This is a genomic window from Paraglaciecola sp., from assembly GCF_039964565.1.
Lineage (GTDB): Bacteria > Pseudomonadota > Gammaproteobacteria > Enterobacterales > Alteromonadaceae > Paraglaciecola.
This window is the reverse complement of the sequence record NZ_JBDVXF010000024.1, coordinates 39,792-59,700: the sequence shown is the minus strand read 5'-3', so window position 1 is coordinate 59,700 and position 19,909 is coordinate 39,792. Positions and strand designations below refer to the sequence as shown.

16 protein-coding genes and 1 tRNA gene are annotated in these 19,909 nt (G+C 41.1%); 7 read left to right on the top strand and 10 right to left on the bottom strand.

Annotated elements, in window-relative coordinates; genetic code table 11:
* The 7 genes from ABJK37_RS09815 to dcd all read right to left on the bottom strand — a co-directional run bounded on the left by ABJK37_RS09815 (window position 1) and on the right by dcd (window position 8,054).
* The gene (locus tag ABJK37_RS09815; protein ID WP_348352586.1) at window positions 1-1,227 is read right to left on the bottom strand and encodes a cytochrome c peroxidase; all 1,227 of its coding nucleotides are present in this window, start codon (window positions 1,225-1,227) and stop codon (window positions 1-3) included.
* Window positions 1,224-1,859 carry a c-type cytochrome gene (locus ABJK37_RS09810; protein WP_348352583.1) on the bottom strand — a complete coding sequence of 212 codons (636 nt, stop codon included), beginning with the start codon at window positions 1,857-1,859 and terminating at the stop codon, window positions 1,224-1,226. The genes ABJK37_RS09815 and ABJK37_RS09810 overlap by 4 nt, the downstream gene beginning before the upstream one ends.
* Before the next feature lie 158 nt (window positions 1,860-2,017).
* Window positions 2,018-3,064: a helix-turn-helix domain-containing protein gene (locus ABJK37_RS09805; protein WP_348352580.1), complete on the bottom strand. Its 1,047-nt coding sequence runs from the start codon at window positions 3,062-3,064 to the stop codon at window positions 2,018-2,020.
* Window positions 3,065-3,177: 113 nt separating this feature from the next.
* The gene (locus ABJK37_RS09800) at window positions 3,178-5,799 is read right to left on the bottom strand and encodes a TonB-dependent receptor (RefSeq protein ID WP_348352577.1); all 2,622 of its coding nucleotides are present in this window, start codon (window positions 5,797-5,799) and stop codon (window positions 3,178-3,180) included.
* Between the two features lie 819 nt (window positions 5,800-6,618).
* Window positions 6,619-6,695, bottom strand: a tRNA-Pro gene (locus tag ABJK37_RS09795).
* Between the two features lie 122 nt (window positions 6,696-6,817).
* Window positions 6,818-7,438, bottom strand: coding sequence for a flavin reductase family protein (locus ABJK37_RS09790; protein ID WP_348352574.1), 621 nt, complete (start codon window positions 7,436-7,438; stop codon window positions 6,818-6,820).
* Window positions 7,439-7,463: 25 nt separating this feature from the next.
* The gene (gene dcd, locus ABJK37_RS09785; RefSeq protein ID WP_215926288.1) at window positions 7,464-8,054 is read right to left on the bottom strand and encodes a dCTP deaminase; all 591 of its coding nucleotides are present in this window, start codon (window positions 8,052-8,054) and stop codon (window positions 7,464-7,466) included.
* A 302-nt stretch (window positions 8,055-8,356) separates the two neighbouring features.
* Between dcd and metG the strand changes: the two genes are divergently transcribed.
* Window positions 8,357-10,384: a methionine--tRNA ligase gene (gene metG, locus ABJK37_RS09780; RefSeq protein WP_348352571.1), complete on the top strand. Its 2,028-nt coding sequence runs from the start codon at window positions 8,357-8,359 to the stop codon at window positions 10,382-10,384.
* A 439-nt stretch (window positions 10,385-10,823) separates the two neighbouring features.
* On the opposite strand, the gene ABJK37_RS09775 is transcribed toward metG, so the two are convergent.
* Window positions 10,824-11,591, bottom strand: coding sequence for a methyltransferase domain-containing protein (locus ABJK37_RS09775; RefSeq protein ID WP_348352568.1), 768 nt, complete (start codon window positions 11,589-11,591; stop codon window positions 10,824-10,826).
* A gap of 76 nt (window positions 11,592-11,667) precedes the next feature.
* Between ABJK37_RS09775 and gloB the strand changes: the two genes are divergently transcribed.
* The 3 genes from gloB (at window position 11,668) to ABJK37_RS09760 (ending at window position 15,234) form a co-directional block, all read left to right on the top strand.
* The gene (gene gloB, locus ABJK37_RS09770; protein ID WP_348352614.1) at window positions 11,668-12,438 is read left to right on the top strand and encodes a hydroxyacylglutathione hydrolase; all 771 of its coding nucleotides are present in this window, start codon (window positions 11,668-11,670) and stop codon (window positions 12,436-12,438) included.
* Between the two features lie 91 nt (window positions 12,439-12,529).
* A complete protein-coding gene (locus tag ABJK37_RS09765; RefSeq protein WP_348352565.1) occupies window positions 12,530-14,197 on the top strand; it encodes a LysM peptidoglycan-binding domain-containing protein in 1,668 nt (555 codons plus the stop codon).
* A 74-nt stretch (window positions 14,198-14,271) separates the two neighbouring features.
* Complete coding sequence (locus tag ABJK37_RS09760) at window positions 14,272-15,234, top strand: ion transporter (RefSeq protein ID WP_348352562.1); 963 nt, start codon at window positions 14,272-14,274, stop codon at window positions 15,232-15,234.
* 92 nt (window positions 15,235-15,326) lie between these two features.
* Here ABJK37_RS09760 and ABJK37_RS09755 read toward each other — a convergent pair whose 3' ends face one another.
* A complete protein-coding gene (locus ABJK37_RS09755; RefSeq protein ID WP_348352559.1) occupies window positions 15,327-15,791 on the bottom strand; it encodes a hypothetical protein in 465 nt (154 codons plus the stop codon).
* A 469-nt stretch (window positions 15,792-16,260) separates the two neighbouring features.
* On the opposite strand from ABJK37_RS09755, the gene ABJK37_RS09750 reads away from it, so the two are divergent.
* Complete coding sequence (locus tag ABJK37_RS09750) at window positions 16,261-16,941, top strand: hypothetical protein (protein WP_348352556.1); 681 nt, start codon at window positions 16,261-16,263, stop codon at window positions 16,939-16,941.
* 44 nt (window positions 16,942-16,985) lie between these two features.
* On the opposite strand, the gene cysS is transcribed toward ABJK37_RS09750, so the two are convergent.
* Window positions 16,986-18,365 (bottom strand): cysteine--tRNA ligase, encoded by a 1,380-nt coding sequence (cysS, locus tag ABJK37_RS09745; RefSeq protein ID WP_348352553.1) that lies wholly within the window; start codon window positions 18,363-18,365, stop codon window positions 16,986-16,988.
* 161 nt (window positions 18,366-18,526) lie between these two features.
* On the opposite strand from cysS, the gene ppiB reads away from it, so the two are divergent.
* The gene (gene ppiB / locus ABJK37_RS09740) at window positions 18,527-19,021 is read left to right on the top strand and encodes a peptidylprolyl isomerase B (RefSeq protein WP_348352550.1); all 495 of its coding nucleotides are present in this window, start codon (window positions 18,527-18,529) and stop codon (window positions 19,019-19,021) included.
* An 85-nt stretch (window positions 19,022-19,106) separates the two neighbouring features.
* A complete protein-coding gene (gene lpxH, locus ABJK37_RS09735; protein WP_348352547.1) occupies window positions 19,107-19,850 on the top strand; it encodes a UDP-2,3-diacylglucosamine diphosphatase in 744 nt (247 codons plus the stop codon).
* Window positions 19,851-19,909: the final 59 nt, after the last annotated feature.

Here is a 19,909-nt window from a genome sequence, read left to right as displayed (position 1 = left end):
TTAATCTCCTGCTTTCGAAAGTATTGTTAGATTTTTTTTGTTATGTAGCTGTTGATAGTCACCATCTACGGGGGGTAACCCAGATGGCACTGTTTTTGGCACTTTTGGAGTAAACACCTCATCCGTTAATGTGCCAAGAAACTCCACTATGAGATCTATTTCACGGTCACTTAAATTGGGCTCCCAAATGTGCCAATGTAACTGTAGTGATTCACCAGCTGGCACGGCATGACCACGTCCCTTGTTATAAAACTCAACTGCATCTCGCAAATCATCAAAATTCCCTGCATGCATATATGGTTTGGTTTTTGTGATGTTACGCAACGTAGGCACCTTAAATCCTCCACGCAATTTTGCTGCTTTGAAGGTCTGCTGCGCACCTATATCTAAGGGTTCCCCCTCTTTTTCCGGGACTCCGATGACAGCGATTTGATTATTGGTAAACAAAGGGGGCTGATGACATTCAGCACATCTAGCGACAAAGGACCTAAATACATTTAATCCTGCAATTTCATTTTTATTTAACGCTTGATGGTAGCCGTGTGCATAACGGTCGTAACGACTATTGAGGGATATCAACGAACTCTGAAACGCAGTGAGCGCAGTGACCACATGTTCTACACTAATCTGCGGCTGCAGTGGATAAGCCCGTTTAAAAAGAGCTCTATAATCGCTATTTGTGTTAAGTGTTTTCAGCAAATTTTCTGGAGTATTTGCCATTTCATCAGCTTCAAACAATGGCCCAACTGCCTGCTCTTCTAAAGAGTTAGCTCTGGCATCCCAATAAAACTTATCCAAAAATGCCACGTTCCACAGAGAGGGTGCAGACCGAGCTAAACCGGCCCCATGCATTCCTTTACTTTTTGCTAGGCCGTCACTAAAACCTTTATCTGGCTGATGGCAACTGGCACAAGACATTGAGCCATCTTTAGACAAGATGGGGTCAAAAAACAGAATTCGGCCTAGATCTATTTGTTGCGGTGTAAAACCATCACGATATTTTGGCAAAGATGTTTGGGTACCTCCTACTCCTCGACCTTGAACTGAATCATATAACTGATAAAAGTTGACTAATAAACATTGCTTGTTTGCAGATAACTCGAACCCTGGTGGACAAGAGTCTGAAAGTGTAAATGAAGACGATGTTGCAGCATTGACCTTAAATAACACCAAGACCAACATCACCATCGTAGACAATTTAACAATCAAATTAAAGCGGCACATCATTCAACTTGCTCGCTAATAAAATACAAAATATCGTTAAGTTCATTATCTGAAACGCTTTTAGACATCATGGCCATCTGCCTACCCCATTTATCATCCTGATGCTGGCCACGAACTCCTTGCTGAAAATGACGCATTTGTCTAAGAAGATATTGAGGATCTATGCCGGTCAATTTCGGGGCATTAAAAGATGGATTTCCTTGGGCTTTGCCGCCATGGCAGGCTCCACATTTTCCATGGTAGTAACGAGAGCCGTTTTTTAAATCCCCGCTGAGTGACGTTTTATCGGTTGTATTTTCCGGTAATGGTTTGAGCTGACTAATATAGACCGCAAGTTCTTGACGTTGCTTCTTATCGGTAATGGTTTTGGCAAAGGGCACCATGGTTTTTCCATGAGTGTCATTAACACTACTACCACGGATGTCATTGGCGAAATGTTGAAGTTGGCGCTCTAAATACCAATCAAACTGTTGTGCAAGTGCCGGAGCATATAAGGCTATATTTCCTTGTCCCTGTTCACCATGGCAAGCAATACAGGCATTATATCGTTGCTTTACATCATTGGCGTAGGTGGACGAATGGGATATGACCCAAACATAGACAAGCATCCTAATCATCCAATGCAATTGTTTCATCAGCAGCCCTTTTTGATTTTATGTAAATAAAATATTGCTGGGACTATAGCTTTCAAGATAGATCAGGGCTTACTTAATACTCGAAAAAGCTGACGAATTCCAAAATCACTCAGCTTTTAAATCAATCGGTCTAGCGTTTGCAGAGCAAGGTTTAAGGATCAGTTAGATAGTGCTTGTTGGTTACGGTATTCGGTAGGTGTGATCCCATGCTGGTTTTTAAATGCTTTATTAAATGAGCTTAAACTGCGGAATCCACTGTCGAGGGCAAGAGTCAAAACAGGGCGTTGTTTGTGATTAGATTGAGCTAAATTTTCAGTCACTTCTTGGATACGATAGAAGTTTAGAAAGTCATTAAAATTGCGATAATTCAACTCGCCATTGATTATTTGACGTAATTTATATTCATGTATGGCTAAGTGCCGCGAAAATGCACTAATAGTGATTCCTTCCTGACGATAGAGTTTTTCGTTTAACATACAATCTAAAACCCGCTTGAGTTCTGGAGAGTGCGATTTTTTAGGTGCAATGTTGTGATTTTTTTTAAGTCGAGGATCAAATAAAGTCCCTTCTTTTAGTGAAAAAAGCAGTAAATTAAATGTGGTAGCTAGCATAGCGAGCAACGCATATTTAACTGGGTCTAACCAACTCCATTGCAGATTGAACAATTGTTCCACTACAATCACCACGACTAAATAACAGGCGTTAAGTCCAATCAAACTGCCACGCATATAGCGTCTTTCCTGTACCAAATCCCCTTGCCAATTTTTAATAACAACCACTAAAGCGTGAAAGATAAGTACCAGTTCTAGCCCCAACGCCCCGTATGTGACCAATCCATAAAAAGCGGGGTACTGGCGTAAATCTAGGTGTAGAGCCAGCTGAATCAAAGTCGCCAGTGTAGGTATCAACAATGTCATCGATGCGACGTAAAACTGCCAAGGTTTGAGCTCTTGGCGATCAGCAAATACACTTAACGACACTAACCAAAATACCCCTGGTAGTGCATTCCCTGCTATATATTGTGCCCACCAAACAAAAGACATTCTGTTTAATGGTCCAAAAAGTTCACCTAAAAGATAACCGCAACCACATAGAATTAACAAAGCAAAAAGTTGGATTGAAAGGTTTTTTTTCAGTCGAGGCAACAGTAAAACAAAACACAGTGCCATCTGCGAAAACGCGAAATGTACAAAAAATTCCGACATAGAGTATTCAGGTGCTATGCGTTAGTTATTGTTATTCGTAACAGTAACATTGCTATGAATTAAGACTCAACATAAAAACCCACTCACTGGTAGTATTAAAAAAAAGAGTTCGCCTAAAACGAATATTTAAATTCCACACCCACTTCACGGCCTCGATTAATTTTAGCGAAGGGCGTGCCAATTGTGGCAGTACTAATGTTGCTAATGGATTCAACATAACGCTTATCTAGTAAGTTGCGAGACCAAAGAGCCAGTTCCATCGACTCATTATGAGACGCTATCGAAAATCGAAGGTTTAAGCTTTTACGATCACTTAAGTAAGCGGGGATAGTCAATTCGAAGGGTTGTATATCGGTACGCTCTGCGTTTGTATTTTCAACAAAAACATAATCCACATGTAGGTTCGCCAGTCCAAATTCGAAACTAGGAGCCCAATCGAGTGTCATTGTATAGTTATTACTGGCATCGATTGATCGCGATTGTTGTGGCAAAAGCGCGCCAGTGCTGTCGTAAAAAGCCGGGGTATCGATATCAGTGTCGCGGATTTCGGTGACTATGCCCATGGTCAGTGTATCTGTGGCGATCCAGCGCATATCTAATTCAATGCCGGAAATTTGTCGGTTTTCGTTAATAATAGTGGGGACTGCAGTTGAGCTTTCGGGTTGCTTTGACTCAACTGACACCTGATAGTTGTCCAATTCAGTCTGATAATAACTAACATTGGCGATTAGATTTCCTCCAAGTACCGCCTTGTAACCCACTTCAAAATTGCTTGAGTCTTCGGGCTCAAATGCCGCCTGCCCGGCTGATTGATCAATGGGGGACAATGAGTCAAATCCACCAGACTTATATCCTGTCGAATAAGATACAAACACCATCTGTTTTTTGTCGATTTGATAATTAGTTACCACTCGACCTGTTACTTTGCTCCAAGAGTCGCTAGCAGTGGCATCAACTTGAGGGAATAACTGATTACTCACGCCTGGCCTTATTGACATAAAGGTAGTTGCGGGGATAGACCAACTAAAATCCTTGGTGTCTTTCGAGTAACGTAACCCCGCGATTACATGCCATTTATCGGTTAAGGTATAATCGACATCAGCAAATACTCCCCAGTTGGTAAAGTCACCAGTATTAAAAATATTCTCTTGCCAAAACTGACCACTATGACTAGGACCGAATATTTCTGAGACACCTAATTGCTGAGACACGATGTCGTAAGTTAAATCGCCAGTTTGCGCAATCACCTCAGCACTGAGAACCCCACCAGTCATTCCCAGAGCCTGCAAAATAGGCTCCGCAAAACCCAACGCATTTAAAGCGCCAGCCCACTCGGCTGCGTTCCAAATATGATCAACTGGAAACCCCGACGCCGCAAACGTGCTTTCGACTGCTGCATCAAAGGTAACGCCCGGCCCAAATACTGCAGCGGCGATTTCATCAGAATTTCCGCCAATTGCTGCCGCTAGTTGTTCGGCAACACCGCCACGAATCGTGTTATTTAATTCAACTGTAGTGAGTCTGGCAATAGTATCAGCGGTAAGGTTTAATTCAGTTTGTTGAGAAACATCCTCTTTAGAATAGGAAAAACCTGCCACAGCACTGACTTTATCACTCACATAATTAACTTGAAGTTCGGTATAAAAAATACTGGAGTCTTCGTTATTTGAGGTATCCAAATAACGGCTAAGCACACCAGTACCGTCCTCATCTTCACGATTTACCGTTTCCCAATCGCGATAACTAGACACAAATTTCATCGACCAGTTTTCATCAAAATCATGCAAAAATTTAGCAGTAACTGCGTACATATCTCTGCTTTCTATTCCATTTCGAACGTCGTTTTCAGCACTAGCAGCAAAGGGGTCTCGTCCTCCATTAAGAGCATATTCACTTATTCCTATCGCCATTGGAGGTGCTTGATTAAGATCATCAAGTTCTACCGCAAATTGAAACTCACTGTTTGCTGCAATATCCCACAATAACGAAATTCTAGCGGCCTGATGATCCTCAGTACCTAAATCATAAATTTTGCTGTTGGCATTCCAATCCGGTTGAGAAACATTTTTAACAAAACCGTCTTGCGTATTACTTAAAAGGTTGGCTCGTATAAAAACAGTATCAGACACCGCTACGTTCGACATTGCTTCAGCGCGTATTAACGAATCTGTTCCAAGGCTAAGTTTGACAAATCCTTCACTGTCTTCTCTTGGTTTTTTAGGAATAATATTGACTACCCCCATAGCCGCGTTGCGTCCGAATAAGGTACCTTGGGGCCCTTTAAGCACCTCAATTCTCTCTATGTCTGAAAACAACACGTTTTGGGCCGCTCGTGGCATATAGACATCATCATAAAACGTTGCTGAAGATGGGTCGCCACCCACTGAAATATTGGGGCTGGAAATTCCTCGAATGCTCACCCCAGCTTGGGTCACGCTGCCATCATTAAAATTAAATCCGGGAATAAACTTATCAATGTCGCCAAGCATGATCGAATTGCTTTGCTCTAACAGCTCTGAACTAACAATCCCCACAGTAATAGGCACTTGCATTACGTTCTGTACACGTTTTTGTGCGGTCACCTCAATCACTTCAATTGCTGCGTCTTTTTCACTGTTTTGAGCATTGACAGTATGCCAAGTAGTCAGAGTTAACAGTGTGGCTGATACCAACTGAGCCATAACCAGTTTTTTGGGTTTAAACTGCTCAAGATTAGTGATAATTGAAGCGCTCATCATATTCCCCAGTCTAGCGTTGTTATTCTAATTTCAGTGACTATAAAAGTGCCAAAAAATTAATACTTACTGAAAACTAATATTCATCAGACGAATTTATCCATCAGACTGACGGATTATTGCAAGCCCCATTATTGACAAGGCATTCAAAGCAGTTTTTTTACAGATAAAATTGTAAAGAAAAAGTAAACATCATTAAAAATTGCGTAGTAAGAAGCCAGGAATGAATAGGGAGACCAGCTAGTGATTAAATTCTGCAGTAATCGAAATTAGAACTTAAACGAATAAAGTGAGGGGAAAAATTAGAATATGGAAACTAGATCAAAGAAAGTACAACAGATACAACACAGAAGAATAATTCAAAAACGAAAGAAATAGATAAAACACGGGAATGATTAATTGGTCGGTGTGATAGGATTCGAACCTACGACCCCTTCACCCCCAGCCAAAATGGCCGGTGCCAAGAGCGCCAATCTACAAGCGATCAATACGGTAAATAAGTCAAAAAGTGTAAAGAAATAAAACACGGAAGTAGTTAATTGGTCGGTGTGATAGGATTCGAACCTACGACCCCTTCACCCCCAGCAAAATGGCCGCTGCCAAGCGCGCCAATCTAAAAGCGATCAATACGGTAAATAAGACAAAAAGTGTAAAGAAATAAAACACAGGAGTAGTTAAATGGTCGGTGTGATAGGATTCGAACCTACGACCCCTTCACCTCCAGCCAAAATGGCCGCTGCCAAGTGCGCCAATCTAAAAGCGATCAATACGGTAAATAAGTCAAAAAGTGTAAAGAAATAAAACACGTGAGTAGTTAATTGGTCGGTGTGATAGGATTCGAACCTACGACCCCTTCACCCCCAGCGAAGTGCGCTACCAAGCTGCGCTACACACCGACCGAAGCTGGGCAGTTTACGGAAATATTTTTTGTTTGCAACGCTAAATCAAGCAAATTTGTATCGGTTGCGCATTCCTTAGCCAAGTTTGACTATTTTAAGTAAAATTTAACGTACCAATTTTACTTAGGCCTAGACAGTTCAAATTTATTGTTCTCGCTAATACTGAAATAATCAGCCGCTCCGCCGCCGCGCATAATAGGCTCCATAGCGGCAGTATCGTAAATACCTGTTTTTATAGCTGATTGAGCAATATGCACTCCTACCACTTCCCCAAATACCATCCAGGTTTGACACTGCTCTCCCTTGGCATCTTGGAGTTGTATCACTTGAGAAGTTTTACATTCCATCACTACTGGGCTTAGCGCCACGAATGGCACGTCAATTATTTTAGACTGGCCTTTGGCGAGGTTCGCTAATTCAAACTCATCGACTTCAGAGTCTACCATTGCACTTGTTTTATTCATTGATTCAGCAAGTGAGCGAGTCACAAGGTTCCAGCAGAATTGTCCGGTTTCAACGGCGTTTTTGACGCTGTCTTTATATCCAATACTAGAAAAACCAATGATAGGAGGATGATAATTAAAGGCATTAAAAAAGCTATAAGGAGCCAAATTTACTTGTCCCTTGGCGTTTTGACTCGATATCCATCCTATTGGACGGGGAGCAATAATTGCATTGAATGGATCATGAGATAACTGATGACCATCCTTAGGTTGATAAAAATGCGCGTTATCAGGCACAACCTCTCCTACTATTCATATTCAACTAAGATTTGTCGTCAGCACTGATTCGACTGGCGTCAGCTCCATCTTGACCTTTATATTTAGCGTCAGCTCGGGCATTGTACGGCTTCTCAGCATGCCCTGACATCACTTCAAAACTGACTGCGCCTATTTTCATCATTGGCTTTAAGGCAAGCGGTAGTTTACCGCCATTAAAAAACTCTAAGACGATATTTCCTTCCCAACCAGGATCGATTCTATGAGCGGTCACATGCACCATTAATCCCAAACGTGCCAGTGAAGACCGCCCATCTAACCATCCCACTACGTTAGCTGGCAAGGTTATTGACTCGTGGGTTACGGCTAGCGCTAATTCACCAGGGTGCAAGAAAAAAGCCTTATCATCTTCAAGTACAATTTCATCGCTCATCACGGTATCCAAAGCCGCTTGCATCGACTCTTTTGAACCACTTAAATCAATGTAAGGAGCCTGATGATCTTCAAATACCCTGAATTTATTGCCAAGGCGAATATCCACTGTCACGCCACTTATTTGTTGGTAACTAGGTTGCGGTGATATTTTTATTTTTCCATCTTGTAGATATTGATAGATATCTTTGTCGCACAATCGCATAGAAATTAGCTCGTTGATGATTGATTATAATGCTGGCAGTGAAGCCAAATATAGTGTGTGCCGAAAGCTTACGCTATTTGCACCTTGTATAAGTAATATTATTTTGCCGTTTGTATGTTTAATTGTCGATAGGTAACACTGATTAGTTATACTAGCTTACTCGCACATTTAACTGCGGATTAAAGTCTCGCAGACCCAACCACAAATTTTGTGTGATTGAAGTCGAATTTCGTAATGCAATGATGGCGTATTTTCGCTACTATTTGCGACCTTTTTTAAAACTCGATTAAACATAAGTCACCATGTCTGAACAAACACGCAAAATTCTCGTTACCAGTGCCCTTCCCTATGCCAATGGTTCTATTCATTTAGGCCACCTTTTAGAGCATATTCAAACCGATATCTGGACAAGATTTCAGCGCATGCGCGGACATACTTGTTACAGCGTGTGTGCCGACGATGCCCATGGCACACCAGTAATGCTCAAAGCCCAGCAGTTAGGTATTACACCGGAACAAATGGTGACACAAACTCGTGATGAACATCATGCGGATCTAGTCGATTTTGGTGTAGAGTACGACAACTATCATGTTACCCACTCTGACGAAAACAAAGAATTATGTGAGTTAGTGTACAACCGCTTAAATGATGCGGGCTATATTAGTAAACGTACTATCAGCCAGTTGTTCGACCCTGAAAAAGAAATGTTTTTACCAGACCGTTTTGTGCAAGGTACTTGCCCTAAATGTGGTGCTGAAGACCAAAATGGTGATAGTTGTGACGTATGTAGCGCCACTTACGATCCTACCGAGTTGATAAATCCGCGTTCTGTTGTATCAGGCGCCGAGCCCGTCTTACGAGATTCTGAGCATTACTTTTTCGATTTACCTCAATTTGAAGGTATGTTGCAAAAATGGCTGCAAAGCGATGCCATTCAACCCGAAATTGCCAACAAACTGAAAGAATGGTTTGAAGAAGGTATGCAGCAGTGGGACATCAGCCGTGATGCTCCGTATTTTGGTTTTGAAATTCCTAACGCGCCAGGTAAGTTCTTTTATGTATGGGTAGATGCGCCAGTGGGTTATATGGCCAGCTTCAAAAATCTATGTGATAAAAATGGCCTTAACTTTGATGAATACTGGGGTAAAGACTCAGACGCTGAGCTGTATCACTTTATTGGCAAAGACATTACCTACTTCCACTGTTTGTTTTGGCCTGCCATGCTAGAAGGCGCAGGGTTTAGAAAGCCAACAGGGGTTAACGTACATGGTTTTGTAACCGTTAACGGCGCCAAAATGTCTAAATCTAAAGGTACCTTTATCAAAGGTCGTACGTATTTAGACCACTTAAATCCAGAATACTTACGTTATTACTTCGCTTCTAAATTGAGTGACGCTGTTACCGACATTGACTTAAATTTTGAAGATTTTGCACAAAAGGTCAATTCTGACTTAGTAGGTAAAGTGGTCAATATCGCCAGTCGTTGTGCCAGCTTTATCACTAAACGTTTTGACGGCAAGCTATCGACTAATGTACTTGAACCAGAACTAGTGGCGGAATTTCATCAAGCGGAAGTAAGTATTGCTGCCGCATTTGAAAAGCGTCAGTACCATAAAGCAATTCGCGAAATTATGGCTTTGGCTGATAAAGCGAACCAGTTCATCGATGCCAATGCCCCTTGGGTGACCATCAAAGATGAGAGCAAACAGCAGTTTACTCATGATGTATGTTCATTAGGCATTAACTTATTCCGTATCTTAGTGGCTTATTTGAAACCAGTAGTACCTACTTTAGCGAATCAGTCTGAAGCATTTCTAAATGACACTTTAAGCTGGGAAAGTTCGCAACATGTACTAAAAGGTCACAACATCAATAAATTTAAAGCCTTGATGCAACGTGTAGATATGGACAAGGTCAACGCAATGGTTGAAGACTCAAAAGAAAACTTAGAGCCAACGGTTACTATTGATCCAAACAGTCCATTAGCGAAAGATCCTATTGGTGACACCATTAGTTTTGAAGATTTCGCGAAAATTGATTTGCGTATTGCTCGTATTGCTAAAGCAGAACACGTTGAAAAAGCAGATAAGTTATTGCGTTTGGAGTTAGACTTGGGCGGCGAAACTCGTCAAGTCTTCGCAGGCATTAAGTCAGCATATCAACCTGAAGACTTAGAAGGTAAATTAACGGTCATGGTAGCCAATTTAGCCCCTCGAAAAATGCGCTTTGGAATGTCTGAAGGCATGGTGTTAGCGGCAGGTCCCGGTGGTGAAGATTTATGGATACTGAATCCAGATGAAGGTGCGCAACCTGGTATGAAAGTTAAATAAACCTATAAATGAGCGCTCCAATCACTGCGTTACTGTTGAGTAATACGTAGTGATTGGATTTATTTCTATTAAATTCCGTCACTTCGATTTATACCAATAGGTAAGTGACGCAAAATGGCGGCGGTCGCCAGTCCCACAAAAATGGTCATAGTGAAACTCGTTAGCGTACCTATCATCAAGCATTCAGTTAACTTTTGCTTTGAATATCAGTCAAAATGCCACTAGCCGCAAACAGATTGAACACTAAATTTCACGCAATACATTTGCGTGTGACTAACACAAGTTACTTTTCAAGGTGTTCCTCCCGCAGGTAACTTAAATCAATGTTACCGTTATTAGTCACATCAAATGCGGTTTTTAATAATAAGCCCAGCTAAGATAAACATGGCTAGCAGGTATACTTGGTTTCATGGCTGAAATGATATGTAGGTAAAGGCGCTCACTCGTCGCTTTTTAATTGCGCTTCTATTTGCATAGCACCACTTCTGACACTTGCACCTACAGGTGAAAATTTAGTCTTAGCTTTCCAGTTTGGTTTAATTAACGACAATGGAATTTCTCGTTTTCGGGCCACAATCACATACATAGACGTGAACACTGACAAATTTTGAGCGCACCATTGGTTCCATTTGGAAGGCGCGTTAAGTTTCCGTTGTAAAAATAACTCATTAAATAACAGGCGCTTTACGTCGACAACTTCGAAACCTAATAACTGCAACCAATCCTTTACCCTAGCGCAACTAAACAATCGAGCGTCATGTAATACATTGCCTTTATTAAAGGGTAGATATTTAAATAATCCACATAAACTTAAAGGGTTAAACCCCGTTATGACCAAATAACCGTTAGGCATTATAGTTCTGTCAACTTCGCGAAGAATCTGATGAGGATCATTCGCAAAATCCAACTCGTGAGCCAACAAAAATGCATCTACTGAGTTTTCGCTTATTGGCAAATCAACAGACGATGCCACTATGTTGCTATAGGAATGCATTTTTGAAGTGATATTGATTTGATGTTTTATAGGGCAAGATGGCAGCTCAACCTGACTACTTAAATTACCTAAACGAACCAAGTGATAACCAAAAAATTTTCGGCTGACTTCACTAATTTGAGTTTCAATCAAAAATTTAAGATCATCACCTAAAGGTAAATCTCGCCATAACTCTGGTTGGCTAGGATGTTTATTGATTAACGCTGGTCTCATATAATTTATGGTACTCTAAAAGCCATAAGCTGTTAAACCTAATATTTATGAAAGAAGGCGCACTATGTCTGTGAACATGTCTGTGAACATTTTTCCTATTAAGGCATTTAATGATAATTATATTTGGACCCTCACTAACCAAACTCACTGTGTTGTAGTAGATCCTGGCGATGCAGCGCCGGTTCTAGAATTTTGCGAAAAAAAACAGCTAACCCTTTGCGCTATTCTCATTACTCATCATCACTGGGATCATACTGGAGGAATAGACGCACTTTTATCACATTTCCCCAACATTCCGGTATACGGCCCTCACAATAAAACGATAAAACAAATTACACATCGTTTGTCACAAGATGAACAGATAGTACTACCCAGTCTCGGTTTAGAGTTTTCGATTATCGAAGTACCAGGACATACCTTAGATCACATCGCGTATTATGGTGACAGTGGACTGTTTTGTGGCGATACATTATTTTCAGCCGGTTGTGGTCGCTTATTTGAAGGGTCACCACAACAGATGTTTACTTCTTTAGCCAAATTAACTGCACTTCCAGCCAATACTGCTGTCTATTGTACTCACGAGTACACCTTGGCAAACATTGCTTTTGCAGAGGCTGCAGAACCAAACAATCAGGCATTGATTGATTATAAGCTCTGGGCAATACAACAACGAGAAAATAACAATGCTACTCTGCCGACAAGTATCCACCAGGAGTTAGCTATAAATCCGTTTTTACGATGTAATAGCCAAGAACTTGTAACCAATGTTAGCCAGAATATGGGAGTCGAGGTAACATCAGAGCAAGCAGTTTTTGCTTCGTTAAGAAGCTGGAAAGATAACTTTTAATCAGTAAACTAAACCTAGATGGCAGCCATCATTTGCGACATCGACTAAAAAAATAATACAAATTATAAAATCAATAATTAAAGGAAACACTTTGCGTTCACATACACTCCTATCTTTAGCCCTAATTGGTACATTGTCTGCCTGTACTGCAACAGCACCAAATGATAATCAGGCTAGTCAGCTTGAACAAGAACATCAAATAGCTGAGCAAATTTTAGTCTCCTGCGAGCGGTCCAAAGAACAAGCTGAAGATCATTTTGATTGCGAGTCTGCACAGTCAGGTACCATACCAATCACTCATCCTGTCGAGCCTGTAGAAGTAGTCGTTGAAGTACCCGAAGAAATAGTCGAAGCTGCCGCTGAAATTGAAGTGAAAGATTTATGGCACCGAGTACGCAGTCAACTTAGGTTTTCATTTGACGATAACAAACGTATCGCCGCCCAGCGTAATTGGTATCTGAAACACCCCAATTATATGAAACGTGTAGCCCTAAGAGCGAAACCTTTTTTACATTTAATAATTGAAAAAATTGAACAACAAAATGTACCCATGGAGTTAGCACTATTACCCATAGTTGAAAGTGCCTTCGACCCATTTGCCTACTCTCACGGTCGAGCGGCGGGAATGTGGCAGTTTATCCCATCTACAGGTAAACGCTTTGGAATGAAACAAACTTGGTGGTACGACGGACGCCGCGATGTCTTAGCATCGACCCAAGGCGCAATTGATTATTTAAACTATTTAGTAAAGATGTTTGACGGCAATTGGTTACACGCATTGGCTGCCTACAATAGCGGTGAGGGCCGCGTACAGCGAGCCATTAGAAAAAACAAAAAAGCAGGAAAACCTAGCGATTTTTGGAATTTAGATTTACCCAAAGAAACACGAGCCTATGTACCTAAACTTCTCGCATTAGCCGACATCTTGGCAAATAGTGAAGAATACAGCTTTGACTGGCCTGTCATTGAAAACATTCCATTAACCGAGGAGGTTTTGGTAGGTACTCAGATAGACTTAGCCTTAGCTGCTGATATGGCGGGGCTAACGGTTAAAGAATTACACGCGCTCAACCCTGGATATAATCGATGGGCTACGGATCCCCATGGACCTCACCACTTATTGTTACCAGTGGACAAGGTTAAAAACTTTCTAAATGAATTAGCCAAAACAGATAAATCAGAGCGTTTGAATTGGGTGAGGCACAAAGTCAAAGGTGGCGATAGTTTGCTAAAACTAGCCAAGCAATACCACACAACTACCGAAATCATTAGCCAAGTCAATGAGCTAAAAAGCAACGTTATTATTGCCGGTGAACATTTGATTATTCCTGTAGCACTAAAGTCCTTAGATTCTTATTCTTTGTCGCAAGAACAACGCCTAGTAACAACCCAGTCAAGAAAAAGTGGCAGCTATAAACTGACTCATAAGGTTAAAAGTGGCGATACTTTTTGGGATCTCAGCCGTGAATACAAGGTCAACTTAAGGCAACTTGCTAAATGGAATGGCATGGCCCCTACCGACACATTACGCCCAGGTAAAGAACTAGTGATATGGGTTAATGATGTAAAAGGGCAACGCGAAGATGCGGTCATGCGCACACTTACCTACACTGTTCGCAGTGGAGATTCGCTGGCTCGCATAGCTGGAAAGTTTAACGTTAAAGTGAGCGATTTACGAAAGTGGAATCAAAGTAAGCTAAAAAAGTATCTGCAACCAGGACAAAAATTGAAAGTGTTTGTCGATGTGACTCGTACTTAGTAAAACGCGGTTAAAAAATAGTGCTTAACTTTAGTTATTCGAAACTTAAATCTAGCCACGAAGGACCGTGGATAATGCTCGATTTATTGATGCTCACGTTACTGATCATTAATTTAATTTGGCTATTATTTGACGGTTTATTTAGCACCCAAGCGTTCAAGTCGATATTGGACTCGATATCACCGGATTTTATCGCCGCGTACACTCCCGTTCACAACAACTTTGTACTCTACGACCTAGCGTTTGTGATAGTTTTTTTGACAGAGTTTTGTGTACGCTGGGTAGCGGCTGTGGTTCGCAAAACTTATGTTCGTTGGTATTTTTTCCCCTTTATCCATTGGTACGACTTAATAGGATGTATACCATTGGGCGGTGCCAGAATATTTCGTTTCTTACGGATTTTTTCAATATTTTATCGGCTTCAAAAGTACCAAATCATCGATTTGCGCAACAGTGCACTCTATCGGTTCACTCTATTTTATTACGATGTATTGGTTGAAGAACTCAGTGACCGAATTGTAGTTAAAGTATTGACTGATGCACAAAAAGACATCGCCGCAGGCTCCCCATTAATTGATGATATTAGCAAACAAGTCTTAGCTACTCGTTTACCTATTTTAACCCAATGGTTGTCGTCAATCATGGTGCATATAGGTGAGTCTATTGAGCACAACAACCACGGAGAATCGGTACGTAATCATGTCCAAAAAAGCGTTGGCAAAGCCGTGCGTGGTAACGCACAAGTGTCGACTCTAAAAATATTGCCTGTGCTTGGAACAACAATAGAAAAAACTCTTGAACAATCTGTCACTGATATCGTGACACAATCGATTATCAATTTATTGAAAGACATTACCCCCGATAAAATTGATGATTTTGTTGAACATGGTTTAGGCCGTTTTTCCAACGAAGATCATATGCTCGACCAAGAAGTGTTAATTATCGTCAATGAGTGTTTGGAGCTCGTTAAACAGCATGTCTCGCAACAACGTTGGAAAGATTCGTTTTCTAGTCAAAATAGCTCGCCAGATAGTTAAGAATGATGTAAAAATTTAGGCCTAAGTAATCAATATTTGAGTGAAATAGCAATGAGCGAATAACACTCATTGCTGCACATAACCTAATAGGATTAGACCGTAATATTAATCAAAGATTCGCCTTCGGATAATCCAAATTTTTCTGCAAGTTGCGCAGTGATACTGGAGTTATCTGTGGCAGATTGGTCTTTCTCTTCGAATAAAGTTTCAAGATAGTCCACCGCATCAGTCAAGTCTAAATTACTAGATCCACTAGGTGGTGGTGGAGGTGGATGACCTGACTCAGAAGGCCTAGCCCCAGCTAGGTCACCTATTTCTCTAGCATCAAACCCTATTTCAGCAAGTTTATCTGCAAAGGCCGAGTTAGGAGCAATACCTGCTTCGGAAAAAGCTTCAACTATACTCGCAGCATCGCTTTCAGTTAAACTATCGGCGTCATAACCCGATAGAGTTTCTTCGATTAGCGATGTTTCATCCTCACTAAGACTAGACTGACCACCCGCGCCAGGAGGTGGCGGCGGCGGGCGGAAGCTTGCGCTACCTATTGAATCAACCATATGTTTTTCCTTTTAAATTTGAATTGTGAATAAACACTCAAACATGATCACCCCACCCCACTAACCTCGAATAATCATTTAAGCTTAGGTAGATTAACAAATAATCAGGTCTTGAAATGTGCAAACAATGTGTAATACCAACCCCATTAAAGAAGTGTTCACTCAGAAAGCCCCAGCCGATTTAGGGCAAGTCGTCGCTACGCAGGAATGGCAATCCCCTTTCAAGTAGCGAGAAAGTGGCGAGAAAGTAGCACAAAATCAGCTGAGACTTTCCCGAAGGGCAAGGTTTAAAGAAGCTTACTCTGCGTTGCGCGAATTTGAAAGCGCACCACTATTCCTGCATTCACGCGCCTTGATTAAGCTTCTTTAAATCTTGCTGAGAAGTCATTTCTTCAATGGAATTGGTATAAATGAACCTTTAATCAGAGATTGAGTCTCAACACCAAGCGCAAAATGACGAGTTTACAACGTGAAACTTAGCCATAAATTATTGATTAGTATATTGATATGCACAGTGCTACCGCTTTCAGTCATCACTCATGAATTGGGTCATGCAATAACAGGTACTGCATTAGGGATGGGGCGCCCCAGTATTATTGTGTGGCCGGGTTGGCAGATTTACCCCGAATTTGACAGTTCGAGACAAGCATATTGGCCTGAGCGTGCTATTGCACAGACAAGATTTCATTTTAATAAGGCAGGTTTAAGGATTGAAAATAGTCCCGTATCCCTACCTCAAAATATTCAGTTTGAATCAACACCCCCTGTTAATTCAGTATCTTTGAGCAAAAATGAATATGGCTGGGTAGCATTAATGGGCAGTGGTCTCAATTGGTTATTATCGATAATAGCATTGTGTTTTTTAATGGTATTTAAGAAGAATAAGGCAATTCTCATTACCAGCACACCGTTTGTGTTGTTGTACTACGACTTAGTTTTTTATTGTTTGTTACCAACATTTTTTGGTTTGCCACATTGGATATTATGGGGCAGTCACTACCCTGAACCACTTTTAGCACTGGTACAAATAGGGATGGGACACAATCTGGCAGTTGCCATTATTTGTCTAATTGCGTTACTACAGAGTATCCTCACTCTAAAGGTGCTGACTACACAATTCAATGGAATTAAATTACGCAATCAGCACTGATACAATTTTTTGTGGTTGACTCGAATCCTAGATCACTAGAATTTTTAACCGCGCCTCCAAGTTGTACCATTTTCATTGTCTTCAAGAACGATATTGAGCACATTTAGCGCATCCCTAGCGGCATCTGCCGCCGCCCAATCTTTGCTGGCGCGGGCATCATTACGTGCCTTAATCAATGATTCAATTTCTGCCACATCGTCTTGTGCACCATCAGCTGAACCTTGTAAAAAATCATTTGGCGATTGTTGCAAAATACCAAGAATGTCTGCCAATTTTACCATAACACCGGCCAAATCGGCTGCCTGCTTACCGCTAGACTTATTAATTTCTTTTGCTAAATCAAATAACACGGCGAAGGCTTCCGGCGTATTAAAGTCATCATCCATAGCTTGATTGAAACGAGTTTGATAATCACCCATGGTGATATCTACATTCATATTTGGGGTGACATTTCGCAAAGCAGTATACAAACGCTCTAATGACGCGCGAGCTTGTTGAATAAAACTATCTGAATAACTTAATTGGCTACGGTATTGGGCAGACATCAAGAAATAACGCACGGTTTCGGGATCATAAATATCCAATACATCACGCAAAGTGAAAAAGTTGCCTAGGGATTTAGACATCTTTTCTTGATTGACTTGTACCATGCCAGTATGCATCCAATAATTGACATAAGGTGTGTCAAACGCACAGCAAGATTGGGCCACCTCATTTTCGTGATGTGGAAAAATCAAGTCTGAGCCACCTCCATGAATATCAAAATGTTTACCTAAATGTTTATGATTCATCGCCGAACATTCAATATGCCAACCGGGACGGCCATTGCCCCAAGGCGACGCCCAAAAAGGTTCTCCAGGCTTAACTGATTTCCAAAGTACAAAATCTAATGGGTCACGCTTTTCATCTACGACTTCAACTCGCGCGCCAGACTTAAGTTGCTCTAAGTCTTGCCGTCCTAACTTTCCGTACTCAGGAAAAGTATTCACTTCGAATAACACATCTCCGCTTGACGCTTGATAAGCATAACCTTTATCAACAAGACGCTGAATAATATCGATTATTTCTGGAATGTGAGTGGTAACACGAGGTTCAACATCAGGCTCAAGCAAACCAATTGCAGCAAAATCTTGATGCATACGGGCGATGGTTTTTTCAGTAAATTGCTCCGCTGTTAGTCCTTGCTCATTTGCTCTTGAGATAATTTTATCGTCAACATCTGTAATGTTACGGACATAATTCACGTCAAGTCCACGAGAGCGCATGTATCGTACCATTAAGTCGAAACTCAAATAAGTACGAGCATGACCGACATGACAAACATCGTAAACAGTAATGCCGCATACATATAACCCCACTTTACCTGCATGCAATGGTTTAAATTGCTCTTTCTGACGGGTTAATGTGTTGTATATATGTAACATTGAATTAAAATCCTTTGGAGAGTAACAGTCTAAAAACAGGGATTCTATCACCCAGAAACCAGTGCTGCATCTGCCAATCACCCTTAAAGCCTTAAAAATTCATGAGTTTTAGGCTAGAATGCGGTGATTATTTTTATCTTGCTAACTTAAGGATCTATTTCATGGTTAAAATCCATACTAATTATGGCGTTATCACCCTGACTTTGTTTGCCGACAAAGCACCAATAACCGTTGCCAACTTTTTGGACTACGTAAAGGAAGGTTTTTATGACAACACCATTTTTCACCGAGTGATTGACGGATTTATGATCCAAGGCGGAGGATTCGAGCCGGGTATGGATCAAAAAGAATGTAAAGATACTATCCAAAACGAAGCAAATAATGGCTTAGAAAATAACCTTGGCACTGTGGCCATGGCCCGTACCAACGAACCTCATTCTGCAACTGCACAATTTTTTATTAATGTAGGCGATAATAGTTTCTTAAACTTCCGCAGCGAAAGTGGTGATGGTTGGGGATACTGTGTATTTGCTGAAGTATCTGAAGGCATGGACGTGGTTAACAAGATTAAAGGTGTCGCCACTGGCAATTCAGGATATCACCAGGACGTTCCTAAAGAAGACGTGGTTATTCAAAAGGCTGAAATAGTCGAATAAACAAGCGCAGCGTTAGTTTCTGTGGGGTAAATTTCAGTAATTTTCCCCACTTCTCCCTTAGTTTTACGTTATCTCTGATTATCCAATGACATTGCCAGCAATTAAGCCTTTTACCTATTTTATCTCTGACCTGCACTTGTCTGCAAACAGAGATGATATCAATCAGTGTTTGTTTGAGTTTTTACGAGAGCATGCGCCCAAAGCAGAGGCTTTGTATGTACTAGGAGATTTATTTGAAGTCTGGATTGGTGATGACGACCAAAATGATTTTACTTTGAGTATTGCAAACGCATTTAGTGCGCTTAATCAGTCTGGTGTACCAGTATATTTTATTCATGGCAATCGTGACTTTTTAGTTCGTGAACGTTTTGCAAAACAAGCTGGATTGACAATTTTACCCGAACAACATGTAGTGAATTTGTACGGGGAGGCAACGCTGATAATGCACGGTGACGAGCTTTGTACTAAAGATACTGACTACCAAGCCTTTCGTAAAAAAGCACGCAGTTGGTGGTGGCCAAGGATCATGTTGAGCCTACCATTAGCATTACGGCGAAAGCTTGCGAAAAAAGGAAGAGCAACTAGCCAACAAAAACAATCGAAACTTAGCGCTGACATTATGGATGTCACGCCAGAAGAAGTCATAAACTACATGGAAAAGTTTGCCGTAAAACGGCTTATCCACGGTCATACACATAGACCGGCTATCCATGACCTCGTCATAAATGAGCAATCGGCTCAACGTATCGTACTTGGAGACTGGTATGAACAAGGCAGTGTATTAAAGGTATCAGCAGAGAATGTCGAACTGACGTCAATACAGTTTTAAGCTTGTTACTAGGCTAACTAACGTTTAGATATTGCGGGGATATTACTAGAATAAAACGA

Bases quoted from the DNA above. Each gene is read 5' to 3' on its own strand.
- cysS (WP_348352553.1), bottom strand. From the start codon at position 18,365: ATGTTACATATATACAACACATTAACCCGTCAGAAAGAGCAATTTAAA.
- ABJK37_RS09800 (WP_348352577.1), bottom strand. From the start codon at position 5,799: ATGAGCGCTTCAATTATCACTAATCTTGAGCAGTTTAAACCCAAAAAA.
- ABJK37_RS09805 (WP_348352580.1), bottom strand. From the start codon at position 3,064: ATGTCGGAATTTTTTGTACATTTCGCGTTTTCGCAGATGGCACTGTGT.
- ABJK37_RS09760 (WP_348352562.1), top strand. From the start codon at position 14,272: ATGCTCGATTTATTGATGCTCACGTTACTGATCATTAATTTAATTTGG.
- ABJK37_RS09755 (WP_348352559.1), bottom strand. From the start codon at position 15,791: ATGGTTGATTCAATAGGTAGCGCAAGCTTCCGCCCGCCGCCGCCACCT.
- ABJK37_RS09775 (WP_348352568.1), bottom strand. From the start codon at position 11,591: ATGAGACCAGCGTTAATCAATAAACATCCTAGCCAACCAGAGTTATGG.
- metG (WP_348352571.1), top strand. From the start codon at position 8,357: ATGTCTGAACAAACACGCAAAATTCTCGTTACCAGTGCCCTTCCCTAT.
- ABJK37_RS09810 (WP_348352583.1), bottom strand. From the start codon at position 1,859: ATGAAACAATTGCATTGGATGATTAGGATGCTTGTCTATGTTTGGGTC.
- gloB (WP_348352614.1), top strand. From the start codon at position 11,668: ATGTCTGTGAACATTTTTCCTATTAAGGCATTTAATGATAATTATATT.
- dcd (WP_215926288.1), bottom strand. From the start codon at position 8,054: ATGCGATTGTGCGACAAAGATATCTATCAATATCTACAAGATGGAAAA.
- ppiB (WP_348352550.1), top strand. From the start codon at position 18,527: ATGGTTAAAATCCATACTAATTATGGCGTTATCACCCTGACTTTGTTT.
- ABJK37_RS09815 (WP_348352586.1), bottom strand. From the start codon at position 1,227: ATGATGTGCCGCTTTAATTTGATTGTTAAATTGTCTACGATGGTGATG.
- lpxH (WP_348352547.1), top strand. From the start codon at position 19,107: ATGACATTGCCAGCAATTAAGCCTTTTACCTATTTTATCTCTGACCTG.